This is a genomic window from Pseudonocardia sp. NPDC046786 (assembly GCF_040645415.1).
GTDB lineage: Bacteria > Actinomycetota > Actinomycetes > Mycobacteriales > Pseudonocardiaceae > Pseudonocardia > Pseudonocardia kongjuensis.
In genome coordinates this window covers 53,697-73,565 of the sequence record NZ_JBEYYF010000008.1, presented here as the reverse complement: position 1 = coordinate 73,565, position 19,869 = coordinate 53,697, and the positions used below count along the sequence as shown (strand labels likewise).

General features: G+C 74.7%; 19 protein-coding genes. 6 read left to right on the top strand and 13 right to left on the bottom strand.

The genetic code is table 11. The features are described from left to right. Positions 1–11: 11 nt before the first annotated feature. The 6 genes from ABZ881_RS12320 to ABZ881_RS12295 form a co-directional block, all read right to left on the bottom strand. Entirely contained in the window at positions 12–2,375 is a 2,364-nt protein-coding gene (locus ABZ881_RS12320) for a heavy metal translocating P-type ATPase (protein ID WP_358484077.1), read from the bottom strand. Positions 2,376–2,395: 20 nt separating this feature from the next. Then, a complete protein-coding gene (locus ABZ881_RS12315; protein WP_358484074.1) occupies positions 2,396–3,301 on the bottom strand; it encodes a hypothetical protein in 906 nt (301 codons plus the stop codon). An 80-nt stretch (positions 3,302–3,381) separates the two neighbouring features. Then, complete coding sequence (locus ABZ881_RS12310) at positions 3,382–3,594, bottom strand: heavy-metal-associated domain-containing protein (protein ID WP_344020734.1); 213 nt, start codon at positions 3,592–3,594, stop codon at positions 3,382–3,384. Between the two features lie 41 nt (positions 3,595–3,635). Beyond that, on the bottom strand, positions 3,636–3,917 hold the full coding sequence (locus ABZ881_RS12305; RefSeq protein WP_344020732.1) for a metal-sensitive transcriptional regulator: 282 nt from the start codon (positions 3,915–3,917) through the stop codon (positions 3,636–3,638). Positions 3,918–4,097: 180 nt separating this feature from the next. Further along, a complete protein-coding gene (locus ABZ881_RS12300; protein ID WP_358484072.1) occupies positions 4,098–5,249 on the bottom strand; it encodes a CaiB/BaiF CoA-transferase family protein in 1,152 nt (383 codons plus the stop codon). A 76-nt stretch (positions 5,250–5,325) separates the two neighbouring features. After that, entirely contained in the window at positions 5,326–5,934 is a 609-nt protein-coding gene (locus ABZ881_RS12295; RefSeq protein ID WP_358484071.1) for a phosphoribosylanthranilate isomerase, read from the bottom strand. 119 nt (positions 5,935–6,053) lie between these two features. On the opposite strand from ABZ881_RS12295, the gene ABZ881_RS12290 reads away from it, so the two are divergent. From ABZ881_RS12290 to ABZ881_RS12280, 3 genes are all read left to right on the top strand, one after another. Continuing rightward, positions 6,054–6,995: an alpha/beta hydrolase gene (locus ABZ881_RS12290; RefSeq protein ID WP_358484069.1), complete on the top strand. Its 942-nt coding sequence runs from the start codon at positions 6,054–6,056 to the stop codon at positions 6,993–6,995. Continuing rightward, on the top strand, positions 6,992–8,587 hold the full coding sequence (locus ABZ881_RS12285; protein WP_358484067.1) for an NAD(P)/FAD-dependent oxidoreductase: 1,596 nt from the start codon (positions 6,992–6,994) through the stop codon (positions 8,585–8,587). Before ABZ881_RS12290 ends, ABZ881_RS12285 begins: the two co-directional genes overlap by 4 nt. 198 nt (positions 8,588–8,785) lie before the next feature. Then, positions 8,786–10,495, top strand: coding sequence for a helix-turn-helix domain-containing protein (locus tag ABZ881_RS12280; RefSeq protein ID WP_358484065.1), 1,710 nt, complete (start codon positions 8,786–8,788; stop codon positions 10,493–10,495). A gap of 16 nt (positions 10,496–10,511) precedes the next feature. Here the strand turns inward: ABZ881_RS12280 and ABZ881_RS12275 are convergent, their stop codons facing one another. The 5 genes from ABZ881_RS12275 to ABZ881_RS12255 form a co-directional block, all read right to left on the bottom strand. Further along, the gene (locus tag ABZ881_RS12275) at positions 10,512–11,447 is read right to left on the bottom strand and encodes a PDR/VanB family oxidoreductase (RefSeq protein WP_358484063.1); all 936 of its coding nucleotides are present in this window, start codon (positions 11,445–11,447) and stop codon (positions 10,512–10,514) included. Continuing rightward, on the bottom strand, positions 11,444–11,662 hold the full coding sequence (locus ABZ881_RS12270) for a hypothetical protein (RefSeq protein WP_358484061.1): 219 nt from the start codon (positions 11,660–11,662) through the stop codon (positions 11,444–11,446). Before ABZ881_RS12270 ends, ABZ881_RS12275 begins: the two co-directional genes overlap by 4 nt. After that, the gene (locus tag ABZ881_RS12265; RefSeq protein WP_358484060.1) at positions 11,659–12,720 is read right to left on the bottom strand and encodes an aromatic ring-hydroxylating dioxygenase subunit alpha; all 1,062 of its coding nucleotides are present in this window, start codon (positions 12,718–12,720) and stop codon (positions 11,659–11,661) included. The genes ABZ881_RS12270 and ABZ881_RS12265 overlap by 4 nt, the downstream gene beginning before the upstream one ends. A 100-nt stretch (positions 12,721–12,820) precedes the next feature. Further along, positions 12,821–13,606, bottom strand: coding sequence for an IclR family transcriptional regulator (locus ABZ881_RS12260; RefSeq protein WP_358484059.1), 786 nt, complete (start codon positions 13,604–13,606; stop codon positions 12,821–12,823). Next, entirely contained in the window at positions 13,603–13,875 is a 273-nt protein-coding gene (locus ABZ881_RS12255; RefSeq protein WP_358484058.1) for a hypothetical protein, read from the bottom strand. The genes ABZ881_RS12260 and ABZ881_RS12255 overlap by 4 nt, the downstream gene beginning before the upstream one ends. Positions 13,876–14,490: 615 nt before the next feature. Between ABZ881_RS12255 and ABZ881_RS12250 the strand changes: the two genes are divergently transcribed. Further along, complete coding sequence (locus tag ABZ881_RS12250) at positions 14,491–14,964, top strand: DUF559 domain-containing protein (protein ID WP_358484056.1); 474 nt, start codon at positions 14,491–14,493, stop codon at positions 14,962–14,964. On the opposite strand, the gene ABZ881_RS12245 is transcribed toward ABZ881_RS12250, so the two are convergent. Together ABZ881_RS12245 and ABZ881_RS12240 are read right to left on the bottom strand one after the other, a co-directional pair. After that, positions 14,927–15,535, bottom strand: coding sequence for a TetR/AcrR family transcriptional regulator (locus ABZ881_RS12245; RefSeq protein ID WP_358484055.1), 609 nt, complete (start codon positions 15,533–15,535; stop codon positions 14,927–14,929). The genes ABZ881_RS12250 and ABZ881_RS12245 overlap by 38 nt on opposite strands. Continuing rightward, the gene (locus tag ABZ881_RS12240; RefSeq protein WP_358484054.1) at positions 15,532–16,341 is read right to left on the bottom strand and encodes an enoyl-CoA hydratase-related protein; all 810 of its coding nucleotides are present in this window, start codon (positions 16,339–16,341) and stop codon (positions 15,532–15,534) included. Before ABZ881_RS12240 ends, ABZ881_RS12245 begins: the two co-directional genes overlap by 4 nt. A gap of 141 nt (positions 16,342–16,482) precedes the next feature. Here ABZ881_RS12240 and paaZ point away from each other — a divergent pair, with 141 nt between their 5' ends. Continuing rightward, on the top strand, positions 16,483–18,513 hold the full coding sequence (paaZ, locus tag ABZ881_RS12235; RefSeq protein WP_358484053.1) for a phenylacetic acid degradation bifunctional protein PaaZ: 2,031 nt from the start codon (positions 16,483–16,485) through the stop codon (positions 18,511–18,513). Continuing rightward, the gene (paaK, locus tag ABZ881_RS12230) at positions 18,510–19,850 is read left to right on the top strand and encodes a phenylacetate--CoA ligase PaaK (RefSeq protein WP_358484051.1); all 1,341 of its coding nucleotides are present in this window, start codon (positions 18,510–18,512) and stop codon (positions 19,848–19,850) included. The genes paaZ and paaK overlap by 4 nt, the downstream gene beginning before the upstream one ends. Positions 19,851–19,869: the final 19 nt, after the last annotated feature.

The following is a 19,869-nucleotide window of genomic DNA, read 5'->3' as shown; positions in this document are numbered from 1 at the left end:
GGGGGGCGCGCTCAGACCGCGTGCGCGCGGAAGTGGCGCAGGCGCAGGCTGTTCGCGACCACGCAGACCGAGCTGAACGCCATCGCCGCACCGGCGATCATGGGGTTCAGCAGGCCCATCGCGGCCAGCGGGATCGCGGCGGTGTTGTAGGCGAACGCCCAGAACAGGTTGCCCTTGATCGTGCCCAGGGTCCGCCGGGACAACCGTACCGCGTCCGCGGCGGCCCGCAGGTCGCCGCGGACCAGGGTGATGTCGGACGCCTCGATCGCCACGTCGGTGCCGGTGCCCATGGCCAGGCCCAGGTCGGCCCTGGCGAGCGCGGCGGCGTCGTTGACGCCGTCGCCGACCATCGCGACGACCTTGCCGCCGGCCTGCAGCCGCTCGATGACGGCCAGCTTCTCCTCGGGCAGGACGTCGGCGACCACCACCTCCGGGTCGATCCCCACCTCGGCCGCGACGGATGCGGCGACGGCGTGGTTGTCCCCGGTCAGCAGCACCGGGACCAGGCCCAGCTTGCGGAACTCGGCGATCGCCTCGGCGGAGGTCGGCTTGATCGTGTCGGCGACGACGAGCACCGCGCGGGCCTGCCCGTCCCAGGCGACCGCGACCGCGGTCCGGCCCTGCGCGGTCTCGGTCTCGACGGCCTCGGCGAGCGCGCCGGTCAGCGGCATCGACCACTGCTCCAGCAGCCGGGGTCTGCCGACGAGCACCGCGTGCCCATCGACGACGCCCTGCACGCCGAGCCCCTCGTGGTTGGTGAAGTCGGTGACCTCGGGCAGCTCGCCGACGCGGTCCCGGGCGGCCGCGACGATCGCGGCGGCGATCGGGTGCTCGGAGGCCCGCTCCAGCGCCCCGGCGAGCCGCAACGCGGTCGTATCGGCCGCCTCCGCAGCACCGGCAGCCCCGGCAGTGCCATCGGCATCGGCTGCACTGGCTGCGCTGTCGGCCCCGGCTGCGCCGTCGGCGGTGTGCACCCCGACCAGCGACATCGCGCCGGTGGTGACGGTGCCGGTCTTGTCCAGCACCACGGTGTCCACCCGGCGGGTCGACTCCAGCACCTCCGGCCCCTTGATCAGGATGCCCAGCTGGGCGCCGCGACCGGTGCCGACCAGCAGCGCGGTCGGCGTGGCGAGGCCGAGCGCGCAGGGGCAGGCGATGATCAGGACGGCGACGGCGGCGGTGAAGGCCGCCGCGGTGCCCGCCCCGGCGCCGAGCCAGAACCCGAGGGTGACCGCGGCGACCACGATCACCACCGGGACGAACACCCCGGAGATCCGGTCGGCCAGCCGCTGCACCGCAGCCTTGCCGTTCTGCGCGTCCTCCACCAGCCGCGCCATCTGCGCGAGCTGGGTGTCCGACCCGACCCGGGTGGCCTCGACGACGAGCCGGCCGCCCGCGTTCACGGTCGCGCCGATCACGGCGTCGCCGACGGTCGCCTCGACCGGCACCGACTCGCCGGTGAGCATCGAGGCGTCCACCGCGGAGCGACCCTCGACGACCCGGCCGTCGGTGGCGATCTTCTCGCCCGGCTTGACCACGAACCGGTCGCCGACGGCGAGCCGGGAGACCGGGATCTGCACCTCGGCGCCGTCCCGGAGCACCAGCACGTCCTTCGCGCCGAGATGCAGCAGCGCCCGCAGTGCGGCACCGGCCCGGCGCTTGGACCGCATCTCGAACCAGCGTCCGGCCAGCAGGAACGTGGTGACCCCGGCGACGACCTCCAGGTAGATGTTCCCGGCGCCGTCGGAGGGGGAGATCGACAGCTCGAACGGGTGCACCATCCCGGGGATCCCGGCGGTGCCGAGGAACAGCGCGTAGACCGACCAGGCCATCGCGGCCGTCGTGCCCAGCGACACCAGGGTGTCCATGGTGGCCGCGCCGTGCCGCAGGTTCGTCCAGGCGGCCCGGTGGAACGGCGCCCCTGCCCACGCCCACACCGGCGCGGCCAGCACCAGCGACAGCCACTGCCAGTTCACGAACTGCAGCGGCGGCGCCATCGCCAGCACCACGACCGGCAGCGAGAGCAGCGCGGACACCACGAGCCGGTGCCGCAGCTCGCGCAGCGCCGCCGTGTCCCCGTCACCGTCGCCTGGGTCCCCGTCACCGCCGGGGCGGTCGGGATCGTCCTGCGGCGCGCGGACCGGGGTCGCGCTGTACCCGGCGGCCTGCACGGTCGAGACGAGCCGCTCGGTGGCGATCCCGTCCGGTGCGGTGACCTTGGCCTTCTCGGTGGCGTAGTTGACCGTGGCGGTCACGCCGTCGAGCTTGTTGAGCTTGCGCTCGATCCGGTTCGCGCAGGAGGCGCAGGTCATGCCGCCGATGGACAGCTCGATCTCGTGGACCGGAGTGTCGGTCGGCGGCAGTGCCGTGGTCATCGCCGTGCTCATAGCCGCGGTCATCGGTGGCCTCCCTCGTCGTGTGCGTGCCCGTCGCCGGCGGGGGCGGGCGCCCCGCCGGCCGGGACGGTGAACTCGGCGGTGTGCACCGCGTCGTCGTGCCGGAAGTCGAGGAACAGCCGGTAGGTGCCCGCCGACGGGACCTCGGCGTGGAAGGTGATCTCCGGGCCGGTGCCGGGCGTGTCCTCGGGATGGACGTGCAGGTAGCCGAGGTCCCCGCCGCGCAGCACGACCAGGTGCCCGGCGGCGCCCAGGTGCGGCTGCAGGTCGGTGACCGGCCGCCCGCCCCGGGTGACGGTCAGCGTGAGGGGCGCGGTGGCGCCCGGCGCGAGCTCGCCGTCGAGCCGGACCTGGTAGCCGCCGGGCAGCTCGGCGACCCGGCTCGGCTGCGGGGTGACCGGCTCGAACGGGCCCGGCGCGGACAGGTCGACGCCGAGCGTCGTCGGTGCGCCGCCGGCCGGGACGAAGTCGGCGAAGGCCCGGTAGGTTCCGCCGCCGTCGAGCGTTGCGGGCACCCGCCAGGTGCCGTCGCCGGACATCGTGGGGTGCAGGTGCTGGAAGCCCGCGGTGTCGCGGCGCAGCAGCACCAGGTGCATCCGCTTCTCGTGCGTGACGTCGAAGTCGGTGACGGCGGCGCCGTCGGCCCCGGTGATCCGGAACGCGATCTCGGCCCCGGTGCCGGCCGGCAGCACCGGCCTCAGCGGCTCCAGGGTGAAGCCGCCCGCGGTGCTCGCCAGCCCGCCGGGCTGCTGCGGGCCCGCCGCGGTGTCCGGAGCGGGGGCGTGCGCGGCGGGCGCCCGCAGGTGGTCGGTGGACGCACCGGCGGAGGTGCCCGCGGCGTAGGCGCCGACGGCGAGCAGGACGACTGCCGCCCCGTAGACGGTCAGCCGAACGGCTGTGTGCATCGTTCGGTCCCTCGGTAGGACCCGATGCGGGTGGACGGCGCCGTGCCGTGACCCGCACCGGGTGGTGGACGGGGCTCGGCTCAGGCCCCGGCGGTGACCTCGTAGCCCGCCTCGCGGACGGCCTCGCGGACCGCCTCGGCCGGGATCTCGCCCTCGCCGGTGACGGTGACGGCGCCGGTGGGCAGGTCGACGGCGACGCCGGTCACGCCGGAGATCTCCTCGATCTCCTCGGTGACCGAGCTGACGCAGTGCTGGCAGGTCATGCCGGTGACGGTGTAGGTGGCGGTGCTCATGGGCGTTTCCTCCTCGTACGTGCCCGCGGGGAGCGGGGTGTTCAGGAGCGGACCAGGCGCGCGATGGCGGCGCTGGCCTCCTCGATCTTCTCGTCGGCGAGCTCGCCGCCCTCGGCGACGGCGTCGGCGACGCAGTGCTTGAGGTGCTCGTCGAGCAGGCCGAGCGCCACGGCCTCCAGGGCCTTGTTGACGGCCGAGACCTGGGTCAGGACGTCGATGCAGTACTTGTCCGACTCGATCATCTTGCTGATCCCCCGGACCTGGCCCTCGATCCGGCGCATGCGCTTGATGTGCGCGTCCTTGTTGTCGGTGTAACCGTGCATCGCGTACCTCCTCCGTCCGCACCACGAGCATACCCCTGGGGGGTATCAGTGTCGAACCGGGGAGGCGTTGTGTGTGGGAACCGTCGAGGCGGGTAACCACCCGTCATACCGGTCGACGGGCCCGGGCGCGCCGACCGGTGCAGGCCCTACCGGTTCAGACGCCGCAGCCGGTGGGGCCGCCTACATCCGGGTGTCCTCGGCGAGCCAGTCGAGGACGGCCCGGGTGTGCTCACCCACCGCGGGGACGGGGCCCATCCTGGGCGTCCGTCCGGCGATGCCGATCGGAGGGAGCGTGGCACGCAGCGGCCCCACCGGGCTGCCGATCTCGGTCCACCGGTCCCGCGCGGTGAGCTGCGGGTGCTCCAGCACCTCGCGCAGCTCCCGCTGACGGGCGTGCGCGATCCGGGCCGCGGCCAGCCGCCGGAGCAGCTCCTCGCCGGTCAGCCCGCCGAACACGGCGGCGATCTCGGCGTGCAGCTCGTCGCGGTGCGCCACCCGGCGCCCGCCGCCGGCGAACCGCGGATCGGTCGCGACCTCCGGGCGGCCCAGCACGACCTCGCAGAACGTCGTCCACTCCCGCTCGTTCTGGATCGACAGCACGACATCGGTCCCGTCGCCCGCGCTGAACGTGCCGTACGGGGCGATCGCGGCGTGGCTGGTCCCGGTGCGCTGCGGCGGGGTGCCGCCGTAGCCGGCGTAGTAGAACGGATAGCCCATCCACTCGACGAGCGAGTCGAACAGGCTCACCTCCAGGTCGGCTCCCTCGCCGGTCCGTTCCCGCTCGTAGAGCGCGGCCAGGATCCCCGAGAACGCGTACATCCCGGCGCCGATGTCGGCTGCCGGGATCCCGCTCTTGGCCGGCGCGTCCGGTGACCCGGTGATCGACACCAGCCCGGCCTCGGACTGGATGAGCAGGTCGTAGGCCTTCGCGTCGCGGTACGGCCCGGACGAGCCGTAACCGGAGATCGAGCAGGTCACCAGCCGGCCGAACCGCTCGCGCAGCGCGGGCGCGCCGAGCCCGAGCCGCTCCGCGGCGCCCGGCGCGAAGTTCTGCACGAACACGTCCGCCCGCCTCAGCAGGCGCAGCATCGTCGCCTGGTCGGCCGGGTCCTTCAGGTCCAGCGCGACCGACTCCTTGGACCGGTTCAGCCACACGAAGTGGCTGGACATACCCTGCACCGTCTCGTCGTAGCCGCGGGCGAAGTCACCGCTCCCCGGGCGCTCGATCTTGATCACCCGGGCGCCCAGGTCGGCGAGCTGCCGGGTCGCCAGCGGCGCCGCCACGGCCTGCTCGCACGAGACGACGACGATCCCGTCCAACGGAAGACTCACGCGCCCAATCCTCTCGGCCCCCGCCGCACACCCCTTCGCGGCCCTGCGCACCCGCTGCAGCAGGTGTGTCGCGCGGTCATCGGGTGTGCACCGAGCGGGCTGCCGCGACGAACTCGGCGATCCTGGTGTGGTCCTTGACGCCGCGGGTGCGCTCCACGCCGCTGGAGACGTCCACCCCCCAGGGGCGGATGCGGCGGATCGCGCCGGCGACGTTGTCCGGGTCCAGGCCCCCGGCCAGCAGCCAGTGCCCGGCCGGCGGCGGATCGAGGGCCTCGACGTCCCAGGTCTCGCCGGACCCGGCGCGCGGCGAGTCGAGCAGCAGCGCCTCCTCGCCGAACCGGCCCACCCGCGGCGCCGGATCGTCGGCGAGCGAGGTGGCCCGCCACGAGCGGACGCCCCGGTCGGCCACCCGCGCGAAGTCCTCGGCGGTGTAGCCGCCGTGCAGCTGCAGCACGTCGGCGCCGATCTCCCGGGTGATCCGCGCGGCGTCGTCGGCGGCGTGCTCGGCGACGACGACCACCGACAGCACCTGCTCCGGGACGTGCGTCACCAGCTCGCGGGCGAGCTCCGGATCGACGTACCGGGGGCTGGCCGGGTGCAGCACGAACCCGACCGCGTCGGCCCCGGCCGCCCCGGCCGCCCGGACGTCGTCGACGCTGCGCAGGCCGCACACCTTCACGAACACACGGCCGACCCTACGTGCGCCCCGTGTACCGGATCGGAACACCTCGGGCGCTGCGATACCGGTCACAGTCTGGATGTCATGCCGATCAGAGAACGCCGACCCAGACGAAGGAGTGCCGCATGAGCGACGCGCCGTCCCCCGGGGCCGAGGCCCTGCGGAACCTGTACGCCGACTGGTCCGCCGTGATGGCGGGCCGGCCGGATCTCGACATCCGGTTGCTGCGCAGCCTGTTCGACGAGTGGCACCAGGCCACCGCCGAGCCCACCGACGTGACCTACGCCGACGACGTCGTCGGCGGGGTGCCCGGGCTCTGGGCGCTGCCGGTGGGCGCCGACCGCGGCCGGGTCGTGCTGTTCACCCACGGCGGCGGGTTCGCCGTCGGGTCCGCCGCGAGCCACCGCAAGCTCGCCGGGCACCTCGCGAAGGCGCTCGGCGCGACCGCGTTCGTGCTCGACTACCGCCGCGCGCCGGAGCATCCGCACCCCGCGCAGGTCGACGACGGGGTCGCTGCCTTCGACGGGTTGCTGGAGCGGGGGATCGCCGCCGCCGACGTCGTCACCGCGGGCGACTCCGCGGGCGGCAACCTGGCCATCGCGATCCCGCTCGCGCTGCGCGAGCGCGGCCGGCCGCTGCCCGGGGCGGTGGTGGCGTTCTCGCCGTGGCTGGACATGGCGAACACCGGCAAGACGCTGGAGTCGAACGCGGACACCGACGCGCTGGTCACGGTGCCGCTGCTGGCCGGGATGATCGCCGGGGTGCTGGGCGACACCGGCGACGGCCCGGCCGTGCACCCGGCCACCCCGCTGGCGAACCCGCTGCACGCCGACCTGACCGGGTTCCCACCGGTGTTCGTGGACGCCGGCGGCGCCGAGGTGCTCCTGGATGACGCGATCCGCTTCACCGAGCGGGCCCGGCTCGCCGGGGTGGACGCCACGCTGTCGGTCGTCGACGGCCTGCAGCACGTCTTCCCGTTCGCGGCCGGCCGCGGCGGGGAGGCCGACGCCGAGATCGCGGCGATCGCCGAGTGGTACCGGTCGCGGCGCGCCGGGGTGGCGGCATGAGCGCGGAGCTCGACGCGGTGGTGATCGGTGCCGGGTTCGGCGGCCTGTACATGCTCAAGAAGCTCCGCGACGATCTCGGGCTGTCCGTGCTCTGCGTGGACCGGGCCGGCGGCGTCGGCGGGACCTGGTACTGGAACCGCTACCCCGGCGCGATGTCGGACACCGAGAGCTACGTCTACCGCTACTCGTTCGACGAGCAGCTGCTGCAGGAGTGGGACTTCACCAGCCGCTACCTCGACCAGCCCGACATCCTGCGCTACCTGCAGGCCGTCGTCGACCGGCACGACCTGGCCCGGGACATCCGGCTGGAGACCGGGATCGAGTCGATGCGGTTCGACGAGGCGAGCGGGCGGTGGACGCTGCTCACCGACGGTGGCGAGCGGATCGTGGCCCGCTACGTGGTCACCGCGCTCGGCCTGCTGTCCCGGATCAACGTCCCGGACCTGCCCGGGCTCGACTCGTTCGAGGGCGTGGTGGCGCACACCGGGGCCTGGCCGGCGGACCTGCGGATCGACGACCGCCGGGTCGGTGTGCTCGGCACCGGCTCCACCGGGACCCAGTTCATCTGCGCCGCCGCACCGCGCACCCGGCACCTGACCGTGTTCCAGCGCACCCCGCAGTACAGCGTGCCCTCCGGCAACGGCCCGGTCGACGAGCGGTACCTGGCCGACGTCCGGTCCCGCTACGACGAGATCTGGGAGCAGGTCCGCAGCTCCGTCGTCGCGTTCGGGTTCGAGGAGAGCACCGTCCCGGCGATGAGCGTCTCCGGCGCCGAGCGGGAGCGGGTGTTCCAGGAGAACTGGGACATCGGCAACGGATTCCGCTTCATGTTCGGTACCTTCTGCGACATCGCTACCGATGCGCAGGCGAACGAGGAGGCGGCCCGGTTCATCCGGCGCAAGATCGCCGAGATCGTCCGGGACCCGGAGACGGCCCGGCTGCTGACCCCGACCGACCTCTACGCGCGGCGCCCGCTGTGCAACAACGGCTACTACGAGACGTTCAACCGGGACGACGTGACGCTGGTCAGCGTCGCCGAGAACCCGGTCGCGGCGGTCGAGCCGACCGGCGTGCGGCTGGCCGACGGCACCTTCCACGAGCTGGACGTGCTCGTGCTGGCGACCGGGTTCGACGCCGTCGACGGCAACTACGTCCGGATGGACATCCGGGGCCGCGGCGGGCGGACCATCGCCGAGCACTGGGCCGAGGCACCGGGCAGCTACCTCGGCGTGACCACCGCCGGGTTCCCGAACATGTTCATGATCCTCGGCCCGAACGGGCCCTTCACCAACCTGCCGCCGAGCATCGAGTCCCAGGTGGAGTGGATCGCCGCGCTGATCGAGGAGGCCCGCGGGCGCGGCACGCCGATCATCGAGGCGACCGCCGAGGCCGAGCAGCGCTGGAACCGGACCTGCCGGGAGATCGCCGACGCGACGCTGTTCCCGAAGGCCGACTCGTGGATCTTCGGCGCGAACATCCCGGGGAAGCGGCAGGCGGTGATGTTCTACATGGCGGGCATCGGCGCCTACCGCGGCGAGCTGGCGGGGGAGCGGGCCCGGGGCTACCCGGGTCTCGCCCTGACCGCGGGCTGACAGAGGGCCGGCCGGCCGGGGGCTGACAGGGCTGACAGGGCTGACAGTGCAAGGACCGACCGGGCCGGCCGGCCCCTTCCCAGCCACGGTGCCGGTGCGGCACCGTGGAGCACGACCCGACATCACGGCCGGACAGCCCCGACGGGCACGGACGACGGAGCGACGATGCTTCGACAGGACACCTGCGGGGAACCGTCGATGACCACGGCGGACCGCGAACGCACCCGGCGGACCCGGGAGGCGCTCGTCGACGGCGGGCTGCTGGTGCTGCCGCCCGGGGACAGCGGCGTGCCGCAGCTGATCGAGCGGAGCTGGCGGCGCTGCGTCGGCGAGGCGGTGCCGGTCGCCCCGGACGTCACCCGCTACCGGGAGCCGGCCGATCTCGCGCCGATCCTGTGCCGGGCCGCCGAGCCGGTGCTGGCCCGGCTGCGCGACAGCCTGGCCGACGTGCCGGTGGCGATGGTGCTCGCCGACCCGGCCGGCCGGATCGTGGTGCGGCACGCCGACGTCCGCCGCCAGCGGTCGCTGATGGACCGGGCGAACGCCGCCGAGGGCTTCGACTTCTCCGAGCGGTCGATCGGCACCAACGGCCTGGGCACCGTCCTCGTCGAGCGCCGCCCGATGCTGGTCCGTGGGCCCGAGCACTACAACCCGCTGCTGGAGAACCTGACCTGCGCCGGGACCCCGATCGTCGAACCCGGGACCGGCCGGATGCTCGGCTCCTTCGCGCTGGCCTGCTCGGCCCGCGATGTGCACCCGCTGATGGCGGTGCTGGCCGGCGACATCGGGCGGCAGATCGAGACGCGGGTCGCCGAGGAGGGCGGCGAGCGGCGCCGCCTGCTCGTCGACGCCTACCTGCGGGTGGACCGGACCGGGGCCGGCGCGCTGGTCATCGACCAGGACACGGTGCTCGCGAACGGTGCCGGACTCGCCCACACCGGCCCGGAGCTGCACGCCGTGCTCTGGCAGTTCCTGCTCGAACACGGCGGGCCCGGGATCCGGCGGCTGCGGGTGCCGCTGGTGGACGGCCCGCACGACGCCGTCGTCGAACGGATCGGGGACGGCGCGCACACCGCCTACTGCGTGCGGTTGCTTCCCGCGCGGCGGCGCCGGGCCGTCCCGGCCGGGCCCGCGCCGGCGGGCCGTCCGCTGCACGTCGCGCCGGACGTCGATCGCGCGCTGGTCACCGCGCTCGGCCTCGGCGAACGGGTCGCGATCGCCGGCGGCCCCGGCAGCGGGAAGGCGCACACCGCCCGGCGGGTGCTCGACCGGCTCGGCGCCGGCGACCCGGTGGTGCTCGACGCCGATCACGGCCCGCCGAACTGGGACGGCGCGCACGCCGCGCTGCGCAGCGGCCGGGGGGTGCTGCTCCGACGGGTGCAACGGCTGCCGGACCCGGCGCTGTGGCAGGTGCGCCGGCTCGCCGAGACGCCCGGGCCGCTGGTGCTCACCCTCGACCCGGCGGCCGCCCCGGACCGGGTCACCGGGCTGGTCGGGCAGGTCGCGACGACGGTGCCGCTGCCGGTGCTGGCCCGCTGCCGCGAGCACGTCCCGGCACTGGTCCGGGAGGTGCTCGCCGGGCTCGACGGCCCCGCGGCCGCGACCACCTTCACGCCGGCCGCCTGGGAGATGCTCATCGCCCGGCACTGGCCCGGCGACGTCGCCGAGCTCGCCGGCACCGTCGTCGCGCTCGCCCGCCGGGCCCGCGGCGGCTCGATCGGGCCCGCCGACCTGCCCGCCGAGCTGCGCGGGTCCCGGTCGCCCGCCGGGCTGCTCGCCGCCGCCGAGCGGGACGCGATCGCCGACGCGCTGCGCGCCGCCGGCGGCAACCGCAGCCGCGCCGCGCAGGCGCTCGGGATCGGCCGGACCACCCTCTACCGCAAGATCCGCGAGTTCGGCCTGGACTGAGCCCGCGGCGGCCGGTTCAGAGGTCCAGCACCAGGCGCGCCGACCGGGACCGCGACACGCAGATCATCATGGCGTCGTTCGCGGCCCGCTCGTCGTCGTCGAGCAGCGAGTCCCGGTGGTCCGGCACCCCGGCCAGGACGCCGGTCTCGCAGGTCCCGCAGGTCCCCTCCTGGCAGGACGACAGCACCTCGACGCCGGCGTCCTCCAGCACGTCGAGCACCGACCGGCCGGCCGGGACCGCGAACACCTCGCCGGTCCCGGCGAGTTCCACCTCGAACGCCTCCTGCGGGCCGTCCAGCACGCCGTCCTTCGGCGCGAACCGCTCCACGTGCACCACGGCACCGCGCTGCGCGCACTCCTGCTCGACGGCGCCGAGCAGCCCCTCCGGCCCGCAGCAGTACACCGGCCGGTCCGGCGCCGCGTCGAGGATCCCGGCCAGGTCGAGCAGCCCGGTCTCGTCCTGCGGCCGGATCTCCACCCGGTCCGGGTGCCGCTCGGCGAGCTCGGTGAACGCCATCGACGCGCGGGTCCGGCCGCCGTAGACGAGCCGCCAGTCCGCACCGGCCGCCGCCGCGGCGGCGACCATCGGCACGATCGGGGTGATCCCGATGCCGCCGGCGACGAACACGTAGGACGCCGCCGGGACCAGCGGGAACCGGTTGCGCGGCCCGCGCGCGGTGACCGTGTCGCCGACCGCGAGCACGTCGTGCACGTGCGCCGATCCGCCGCGTCCGCTCTGCTCACGCAGCACCGCGACCTGCCAGCCGGTGCGGTCGGCCGGGTCCCCGCACAGCGAGTACTGCCGGACCAGGTCCGCGCCCACCACCAGGTCGACGTGCGCGCCCGGCTCCCAGGCCGGCAGCTCGCCGCCGTCGGCGCGGCGCAGGGTGAGCAGTGCGACGCCGTCGGCGACGACCTGCTTGTCCGCCACCACCAGGTCCAGATCGGTCATGTCGGGCTCCCGGCGAGTGCGGGGGAGCGGTCGGCCGCTCCCGCGGTCGGCCGGTGGTCGTCGGGATGGCCGAGCAGCCACGCCCACAGCTCCACCGGATCGTCGAACAGGCGCTCGGCGCCGCAGTGGCAGACCGCGCGCAGCCGGTCGGTCCCGAGCACCCAGTGGATGCGGTGCACCCGCTCACCGGTCAGCACCGGCGGGAGGCCGCTCATCGGGCCGGGACCGCGCGCTCCGCGGGCACCGCGCCGGCCATCCGGGCGAGCATCCGGCGCGCGGCCAGACCACCGGTGTCGATGTTGACCGACAGCTCCTGGTAGCCCGGCGGCTCGGTGGCGATCACCTGCTCCAGCACGTCGAGCGCGGCCACGTCCTGGAGCACGACGGTGCGGTTCTGCTCGGCCAGGAACGCCGACACCTCCTCGTCGTCGAGCGCGAAGTCCCGGGCGACCAGCCAGAAGTCGTGCGTCGAGTGCTCGGTCTCCGGGGTGATCGCGTAGACGACCTCGACGTGGAAGGCGTCCGGGTCGCTGCCGTCCGGGTCGGGGACCGAGCCGACCGGGGCGATCCGGGAGTGCAGCTTGTACAGGCACGGCGGGGTGTACTCGATGTCCTGCCAGCGCGAGATCCGGCCGGACAGTCCGGTGGACCGCTCGTAGAACGGCGGGCACTCGGCGTCGGCCATGTGCCGGGAGACGTAGACGATCCCGGCGTCGTCGTCGACCTCGGTGCTGGTCGGTGTCGCCGCGACCTCGGGGGTGCCGATGTACCCGCCGTGCAGGTAGGTCTCGTGCGAGAGGTCGAGCAGGTTGTCCACCAGCAGCGAGTAGCGGGCGGCGAGCGGTTCCATCCCGCACACCGTCGTCCAGCCCGGCGAGTCCAGGTAGGACGCGCGCGGGATCCGGCCCGGATCGGCCAGCGCCGGGTCACCGATCCAGACCCACACCAGCGAGTCCTGCTCGACGACCGGGTACTGCGCCAGCCGCGCGGTCCGCGGCACCCGGGTCTGGCCGGGGACGGCGACGCAGCGGCCGTCGGCGCCGTAGGTGAAGCCGTGGTAGCCGCAGACCACGGTGTCACCGACCAGCCGGCTGGGTGCCCGGGACAGCGGGAACCGGCGGTGCACGCACCGGTCGGCGTGCGCGGTGATCTCGCCGGCCTCGGTGCGCCAGAACAGGATCGGATCACCGCCGATGGTGCGGGAGAACAGCTCGCGGCCGATCTCGGCGGTGTAGGCGGCGACATACCACTGGTCGCGGGGAATGGTGCTCACGACGACGCTCCTTCGCGTGTGCCGGGACGGCTCGGCAGGACCGAGGATGCGGTCGGTCCCCGGCCCCGGCGAAGCGCACTTCCGGGAAATGGAAGGTCGGTCAGTCGGTGAGGGCCCGGCCGATCCCGCGGGCGGTGGTCCGCACCAGCGGCGCGAGCGCCCGCGGGGCGGCGCTGCCGCGCCGGACGACCAGCGAGACGGCGGCGACCACCCGGCCCTGTGCGTCCTGCACGGGGGCGCCGACGGACAGCGCGTCGTCGGTGACCTGGCGGTCGCTGACCGAGAAGCCGTCCCGCCGCACGTCGGCGAGCATCCGCCGCAGCCGGGCCGGATCGGTCACGGTGAACGGGGTGTAGCGCTCGACGTGCCCGGCGAGCACCTCCTCCTGCAGCTCGGGCGGCGCGTGCGCGAGCAGCACCAGCCCGACCCCGGTCGCGGTCAGCCCGAACCGGCCGCCGACCCGGGTGTGCACCGGCACCGCACCGGACCCGGCGAGCCGCTCGACGAACACCAGCTCGGTGCCCTCCCGGACGGCCAGCTGCACGTTCTCCCGGGTGACGTGGGACAGGTCCTCCAGGAACGGCAGCGCCGTCTCGCGCAGCGCCTGCCCCCTCGGGGCGAGCGCGCCGAGCTCCCACATCCGCAGGCCGATCCGGTAGCGGCCGGTCTCGTCCCGCTCCAGGGCGCCCCAGCCGCCGAGGTCGCCGACCAGCCGGTGCGCGGTGGACAGCGGGACACCGGCGTGCCGGGCCAGCTCGCTCAGGGTCAGTGCGGGCCGGTCGGGGCCGAACGCGTCGAGAATGCCGAGCGCCCGGGCGACGACCGAGCCGGTCGGTCCGGCCGGGCGGCCGCGGGCCGGTGTGACGGCCCGGCCCGGTGGGGTCACCGGGCCGGGTCCGGGTCCTCCGGGCCGGCCGATCCCGCCGGACCGCCCGGCCCCGGGCCACCCAGGCCCCCCGGTCCAGCCGGGTCCGGGCCTTCCGGTCCACCCGGGTCCGGGTCCGCCGGACCGCCCGGTGCCGGGTCCGCCGGGTCCGGGCCGGCCGGGTCCTCGGCCAGCAACGCAGCGATCTCCTGGTCCAGGGCCCGGGTGGTCCGCCCGCCGGCCTGGTTCGCCCGGGCCTGCCACGCCGCCGCCCGCCGCCGCTCCGCCACACCTCGCACCCTGTCCCACGGGGCTGCCGGTGACAAGCCCGCGGTCGAGCGTTGCAAGATGGCTGCCGGGACCGCCATCGTGCAACGCTCGATATCGGATGGAACCGGTCGGGCCCGGGCGTCGTCCAAGGTCTGTGGATCTGAACAGGCCGTTCCGGGGGGCGGACGCGGTCCGGGCCGGGATCGTGACCCGGGCCCGGTTGCGCGGTCCGGGGTTCCGGCAGGTGGCGTACGGCGTCCATCTCGCGTCGGACGTCGAGGTGACCTACCTGGTGCGCTGCGAGGCGGTCGCGCTGGAGGCCGGTGCGCTGGCCGGGGCCGGGAACGGCCGCTGTCAGGTCGCGCTCGCCGGCTGGTCGGCCGCCGAGATGCTGGGCGCCGGCTGCGCGCCGTACGGAGTCCCGGTCGAGCTGATCGTGCCCGGGGGGAGCCGCCGCAGCACCCCGGGGCGGGTGGTCCACCGGGGCTCGGTGCTGCCCGGCGAGATCCTGGTGGGCTTCCCGGTCCCGGCTCCCGGGGCCGGCCGGCCATACCGGCCCGGCCGGGCGGTCCGGGTGACCTCGGCACCCCGGACCGCGTTTCGACCTGGCCCGTCGGGAGCGGCGGACCGAGGCGGTGATCGCCCTGGACGCGCTGTCCCGGATCGGCGGGTTCGAACCGGCGGCGGTGCTGGAGCTCGCGGCCCGGCATCCGGGTGCCCGCGGATCGGCGCGCCTCCCGGCGCTGGTCGCGCTCGCGAGCCCGCTCGCGGAGTCCCCGATGGAGACCCGGGTCCGGCTCGCCCTGCACGACGGCGGCCTGCCGCGCCCGGTCCTGCAGCACCCGGTCGGCCGGTACCGGATCGATCTCGCCTACCCGGCGGTCCGGCTCGGCATCGAGTACGACGGACGGCACCATCTCGACCCGTCCCGGGCCCGCGCGGACCTGGGCCGCCAGCAGTTCCTCACCGAGCAGGGCTGGTCGATCCACCGGCCCGACGCCCGGGACGTGCTCCGCCGCCCGGAGCTGGTGGCCGGCGGGATCCGCAGGCTGCTCGCCGAGCGGTGCCGGATCACGCCCGCTCGGCCGGCGCCGGGACGATCCCGGTGAAGGCGGCGTTCACGACGTCGTCGGGCAGGGTGGAGCTGCCGGGGCGGCCCGGGCGATACCACTCGACGATCGAGTTGACCAGGCCGGACAGCAGCCGGGCGGCCAGCGCCGGATCGACGTCGGCGCGGACCTCGCCGGCCTCGACCGCCTCGCGGACCAGCCGGGTCACCGCCGCGTCGAAGGCGCGGCGCCGTTCCAGCGCCCACCGCTCGGTCTCGGTGTTGCCCCGCACCCGCAGCAGCAGCGTCACGTAGGGCAGCTCGCGCATCAGCACCCGGACCTGCTCGGCGACGATCGCGCGCAACCGCTGGGCGGGGCCGCCGGTCTGCGCGACGGGCAGCGACAGCACCCCGAACAGGCCGTCCACGGCGCGTTCCAGCGCGGCCCGCAGCAGCGCCTCCTTGCCGGTGAAGTGGTGGTAGAACGACGACTTGGTGATCCCGGCGGCCCGGGACAGGTCCTCCATCGAGGTGGCGTCGTAGCCGCGGGCGATGAACTCGCCGACCGCGGTCTCCAGCAGCTGGTCACGCCCGCCGCTCGGCCGGCGGGCCCGCCGCACCGCCGAGCTCATCGGCCCTCGAAGGTGGGGGCCTTCTTCGTCAGGAAGTCCGCGACCGCGCGCTGGTGGTCGGCGGTGCCGGCGAGCCGGGCCTGCGCGTCCGCCTCGTGTTCGAGCACCGCGGGCAGCTCGTTGACGGCGCCGAACCGGATCGCGCTCTTCACCTCCGCGTAGGCGCGGGTGGGTCCGGCGGCCAGCCGGCGGGCCAGCCCGAGCGCGGCGGGGAGCACGTCCTCGGCGGGCACGACGTCGCGCACCAGGCCCCAGTTGCGGGCGTCCTCGGCGGTGAACTTCTCGCCGAGCAGCAGCAGCTCGGTGGCCCGGGACACGCCGACGGCGTGCGCCAGGCTCGCCGAGAGCCCGGAGTCCGCGGTCAGCCCGATTCCGGTGAAGGCGGTGGCGAAGCTCAGTCCCTCGGCGGCGATCCGCAGGTCGGCGGCCAGCGCCAGGCCGAGCCCGGCGCCGACGCAGGCGCCGTTGATCGCGGCGATCACCGGCTTCGCGGTCCCGGTGACGGCGAGGATCAGCGGGTTGTAGTGCTCCCGCACGGTGTCGAACGACGTCGACGGGTCGCGCTCCAGCGCGGTGGCGTGCTCGCCGAGGTCCTGCCCGACGCAGAACGCCTTCCCGGTCCCGGTGATCACCACGGCGCGCACCGAGTCGTCGCCGGTGACCTCGGCGAGCGCGGTGAGCAGCGCCTCCTTCAGCTCGACGGTGAGCGCGTTGTACTTCGCCGGCCGGTTCAGGGTGACCACCGCGACGGCGGGATCGGTGTCGTCGCGGGTGACGAGGACGGCGGGCTGCACGGGGTCGGCCATGCGAGCACCCTAGCTGCCGACCGAACGGTCGGTCCCGCTCCTGTGTCTCCCCAACCGGCTGCCGGAGTGCTAGCGTCCCGTGCCGAACGAACGGTCGGTCCAGCACCGGCCGCAGGACGGACACCACCGGAGGCGTCGCCGATGACCATGCTCCGCAGCCACCTCTCGGGTTCGTGGCAGACCGGGACCGGCGACGGCCGGCCGCTGCACGACGCGGTGACCGGCGAGGAGATCGCCCGGATCTCCGCCGACGGTCTCGATCTCGCCGGCGCGCTGGAGTACGGCCGCCGGACCGGTGGCCCCGCCCTGCGCCAGCTGACCTTCCACCAGCGGGCGGCGCTGCTCAAGGCGCTCGGCGGGCACCTGCGCGAGCACCGCGACGAGCTGTACGCGGTCTCCGCCCGCACCGGCGCGACGCTCGCGGACTCGAAGTTCGACATCGACGGCGGCATCGGCGTGCTGCTGGCCTACGCGTCGAAGGCGAAGCGGGAGCTGCCCAACGACACCGTGTACGTCGAGGGGCCGGTCGAGCCGCTGGGCCGCGGCGGGACGTTCCTCGGCCAGCACCTGCTCACCCCGCTGCACGGGGTCGCGGTGCAGGTCAACGCGTTCAACTTCCCGGTGTGGGGGCCGCTGGAGAAGCTGGCCCCGGCGTTCCTGGCCGGCGTGCCCACGCTGGTCAAGCCGGCCTCGCCGACCGCCTTCCTGACCGCGCGGCTGATCGAGCTGGTCGTGGACTCCGGCCTGCTGCCCGACGGCGCGCTGCAGTTCGTCGCCGGCTCGCTCGGCGACGGCTTCGACCACCTCACCGGTCAGGACCTGGTGTCGTTCACCGGGTCCGCGTCGACCGCGCAGACCCTGCGCAGCCATCCGGTGATCGTGCGCAACGCCGTCCGCTTCACCGCCGAGGCCGACTCGCTGAACCTGGCCGCGCTCGGCCCGGACGCCGGCCCCGGCACCGAGGAGTTCGACCTGTTCGTGCGGGCGTTGACCACCGAGATGACGGTCAAGGCCGGGCAGAAGTGCACCGCGATCCGGCGCGCGTTCGTACCCCGCGAGCACGTCGACGCCGTCGTCGAGGCCGTCTCGGCACGGCTGGCGTCGGTGGTCGTGGGCGCGCCCGGGACCGACGGCGTCCGGATGGGCGCGCTGGCGAGCCTGGATCAGCGCGAGGAGGTCCGCCGCAGCGTGAAGGCGCTGCGCCACGCCGGCCGGCTGGTGTCCGGCGATCCGGACCACGTCGAGGTGGCCGGCGCCGACGCCGACCGGGGCGCGTTCGTCTCGCCGATGCTGCTGGTCGGCGACCCGGACCGGGCCGAGCCGCACGAGATCGAGGCATTCGGCCCGGTGTCGACGGTGCTGCCCTACGACTCGACGGACCGGCTCGTCGAGTACGCGGCGCGCGGGCAGGGCTCGCTGGCCGGGTCGGTGGTGTCCGCCGATCCGGCGTTCGCCCGCGCGGTGGTGCTCGGTATCGCCCCGTTCCACGGCCGGGTGCACGTGCTCAACGCCCGGGACGCGCAGGAGTCCACCGGGCACGGCTCGCCGCTGCCGCAGCTGGTGCACGGCGGGCCCGGCAGGGCCGGTGGCGGCGAGGAGATGGGTGGCGTCCGCGGGGTGCTGCACCACATGCAGCGCACCGCGGTCCAGGCCGATCCGGACTCGCTCGCGGCGATCACCGGCCGCTGGGTGACCGGCGCGCAGCGGCACGACGACGGCGTGCACCCGTTCCGCAAGCACCTCGAGGAGCTCCGTCCCGGGGACTGCCTGGTCGCCGGGCCGCGCCGGGTCACCCGGGCCGACGTCGAGCACTTCGCCGAGTTCACCGGCGACACCTTCTACGCGCACATGGACGAGGCGGCCGCCGCCGCGAACCCGCTGTTCGGGCAGCGGGTGGCGCACGGCTACCTGGTCGTCTCGCTGGCCGCCGGACTGTTCGTCGATCCCGATCCGGGGCCGGTGCTGGCGAACTTCGGCGTCGACGGGCTGCGGTTCCTCACCCCCGTCCGGTTCGACGACGAGCTGACCGTGACGCTCACCTGCAAGCAGCTCACCCCGCGCGACTCCGCCGGCTACGGCGAGGTCCGCTGGGACGCCGACGTGACCCGTCAGGACGGCGAGTCCGTCGCCCGCTACGACGTGCTCACCCTCGTCGCGAAGAAGGACGCATGACCACCACCGCCCGCCGCCTCGGCGACGCCCCGCCACCGGACCTGCTCGATCCCGAGGAGCGCATCTCGGTCGACGAGCTGCGCGCCCTGCAGCTGCGCCGGCTGCAGTGGACGCTGCGGCACGCCTACGACAACGTGCCGCACTACCGGGCGGCGTTCGAGGCGCACGACGTGCACCCCGACGACTGCCGCGAGCTGTCCGATCTCGCCCGGTTCCCGACCACCAGCAAGGCCGACCTGCGCGAGACCTACCCGTTCGGCATGTTCGCGGTGCCGCGCGAGCGGATCGCCCGGATCCACGCGTCGTCGGGCACCACCGGCCGGCCGACCGTGGTCGGCTACACCGCCACCGACATCGACACCTGGGCGACCCTGATGGCCCGCTCGATCCGGGCCGCCGGCGGGCGCCCGGGGCACCGGGTGCACAACGCCTACGGCTACGGCCTGTTCACCGGCGGGCTCGGCGCGCACTACGGCATCGAGAAGCTCGGCGCGACCGCGATCCCGGTGTCCGGCGGGATGACGCCGCGCCAGGTGCAGCTGATCGGCGACTTCGAGCCCGACGTCATCATGCTGACGCCGTCCTACATGCTCACCCTGCTCGACGAGTTCGCCCGCCAGGGCGTCGATCCCGCGTCCACCTCGCTGCAGGTCGGCATCTTCGGCGCCGAGCCGTGGACCGAGCGGATGCGGGTCGAGATCGAGGACCGCACCGACATGCACGCCGTCGACATCTACGGCCTGTCCGAGGTGATGGGCCCCGGCGTGTCCCAGGAGTGCGTCGAGACCAAGGACGGGCTGCACATCTGGGAGGACCACTTCCTGCCCGAGGTCGTCGATCCGCTCGGCGATCCCGGCCGCCCGCCCGCGCCGCTGCCCGATGGCGAGGAGGGTGAGCTGCTGTTCACCTCGCTGACCAAGGAGGGGCTGCCGATAATCCGGTACCGCACCCGGGACCTGACGACGCTGCTGCCGGGCACCGCGCGGCCCGCGATGCGCCGGATGGCCAAGATCACCGGCCGGTCCGACGACATGATCATCCTGCGCGGGGTGAACGTCTTCCCGACCCAGATCGAGGAGATCGTGCTGCGCACGCCCGGCCTGGCTCCGCACTTCCAGCTGGTGCTCACCACCGAGGGCCGGATGGACGCGCTCACCGTCCGGGTCGAGGCCCGGCACGACGCGCCGGCCGGCCGCCGCGGGAGCGCGGCCGGGGAGCTGGTCCGGACGGTCAAGGAGACCGTCGGCGTGACCGTCGCCTGCGAGGTGGTCGACCCGGACACCCTGGAGCGGTCGGTCGGCAAGCTGCAGCGGCTGCAGGACCGGCGCACCCGCTGAGCCCCGGCCGGGAATGGCC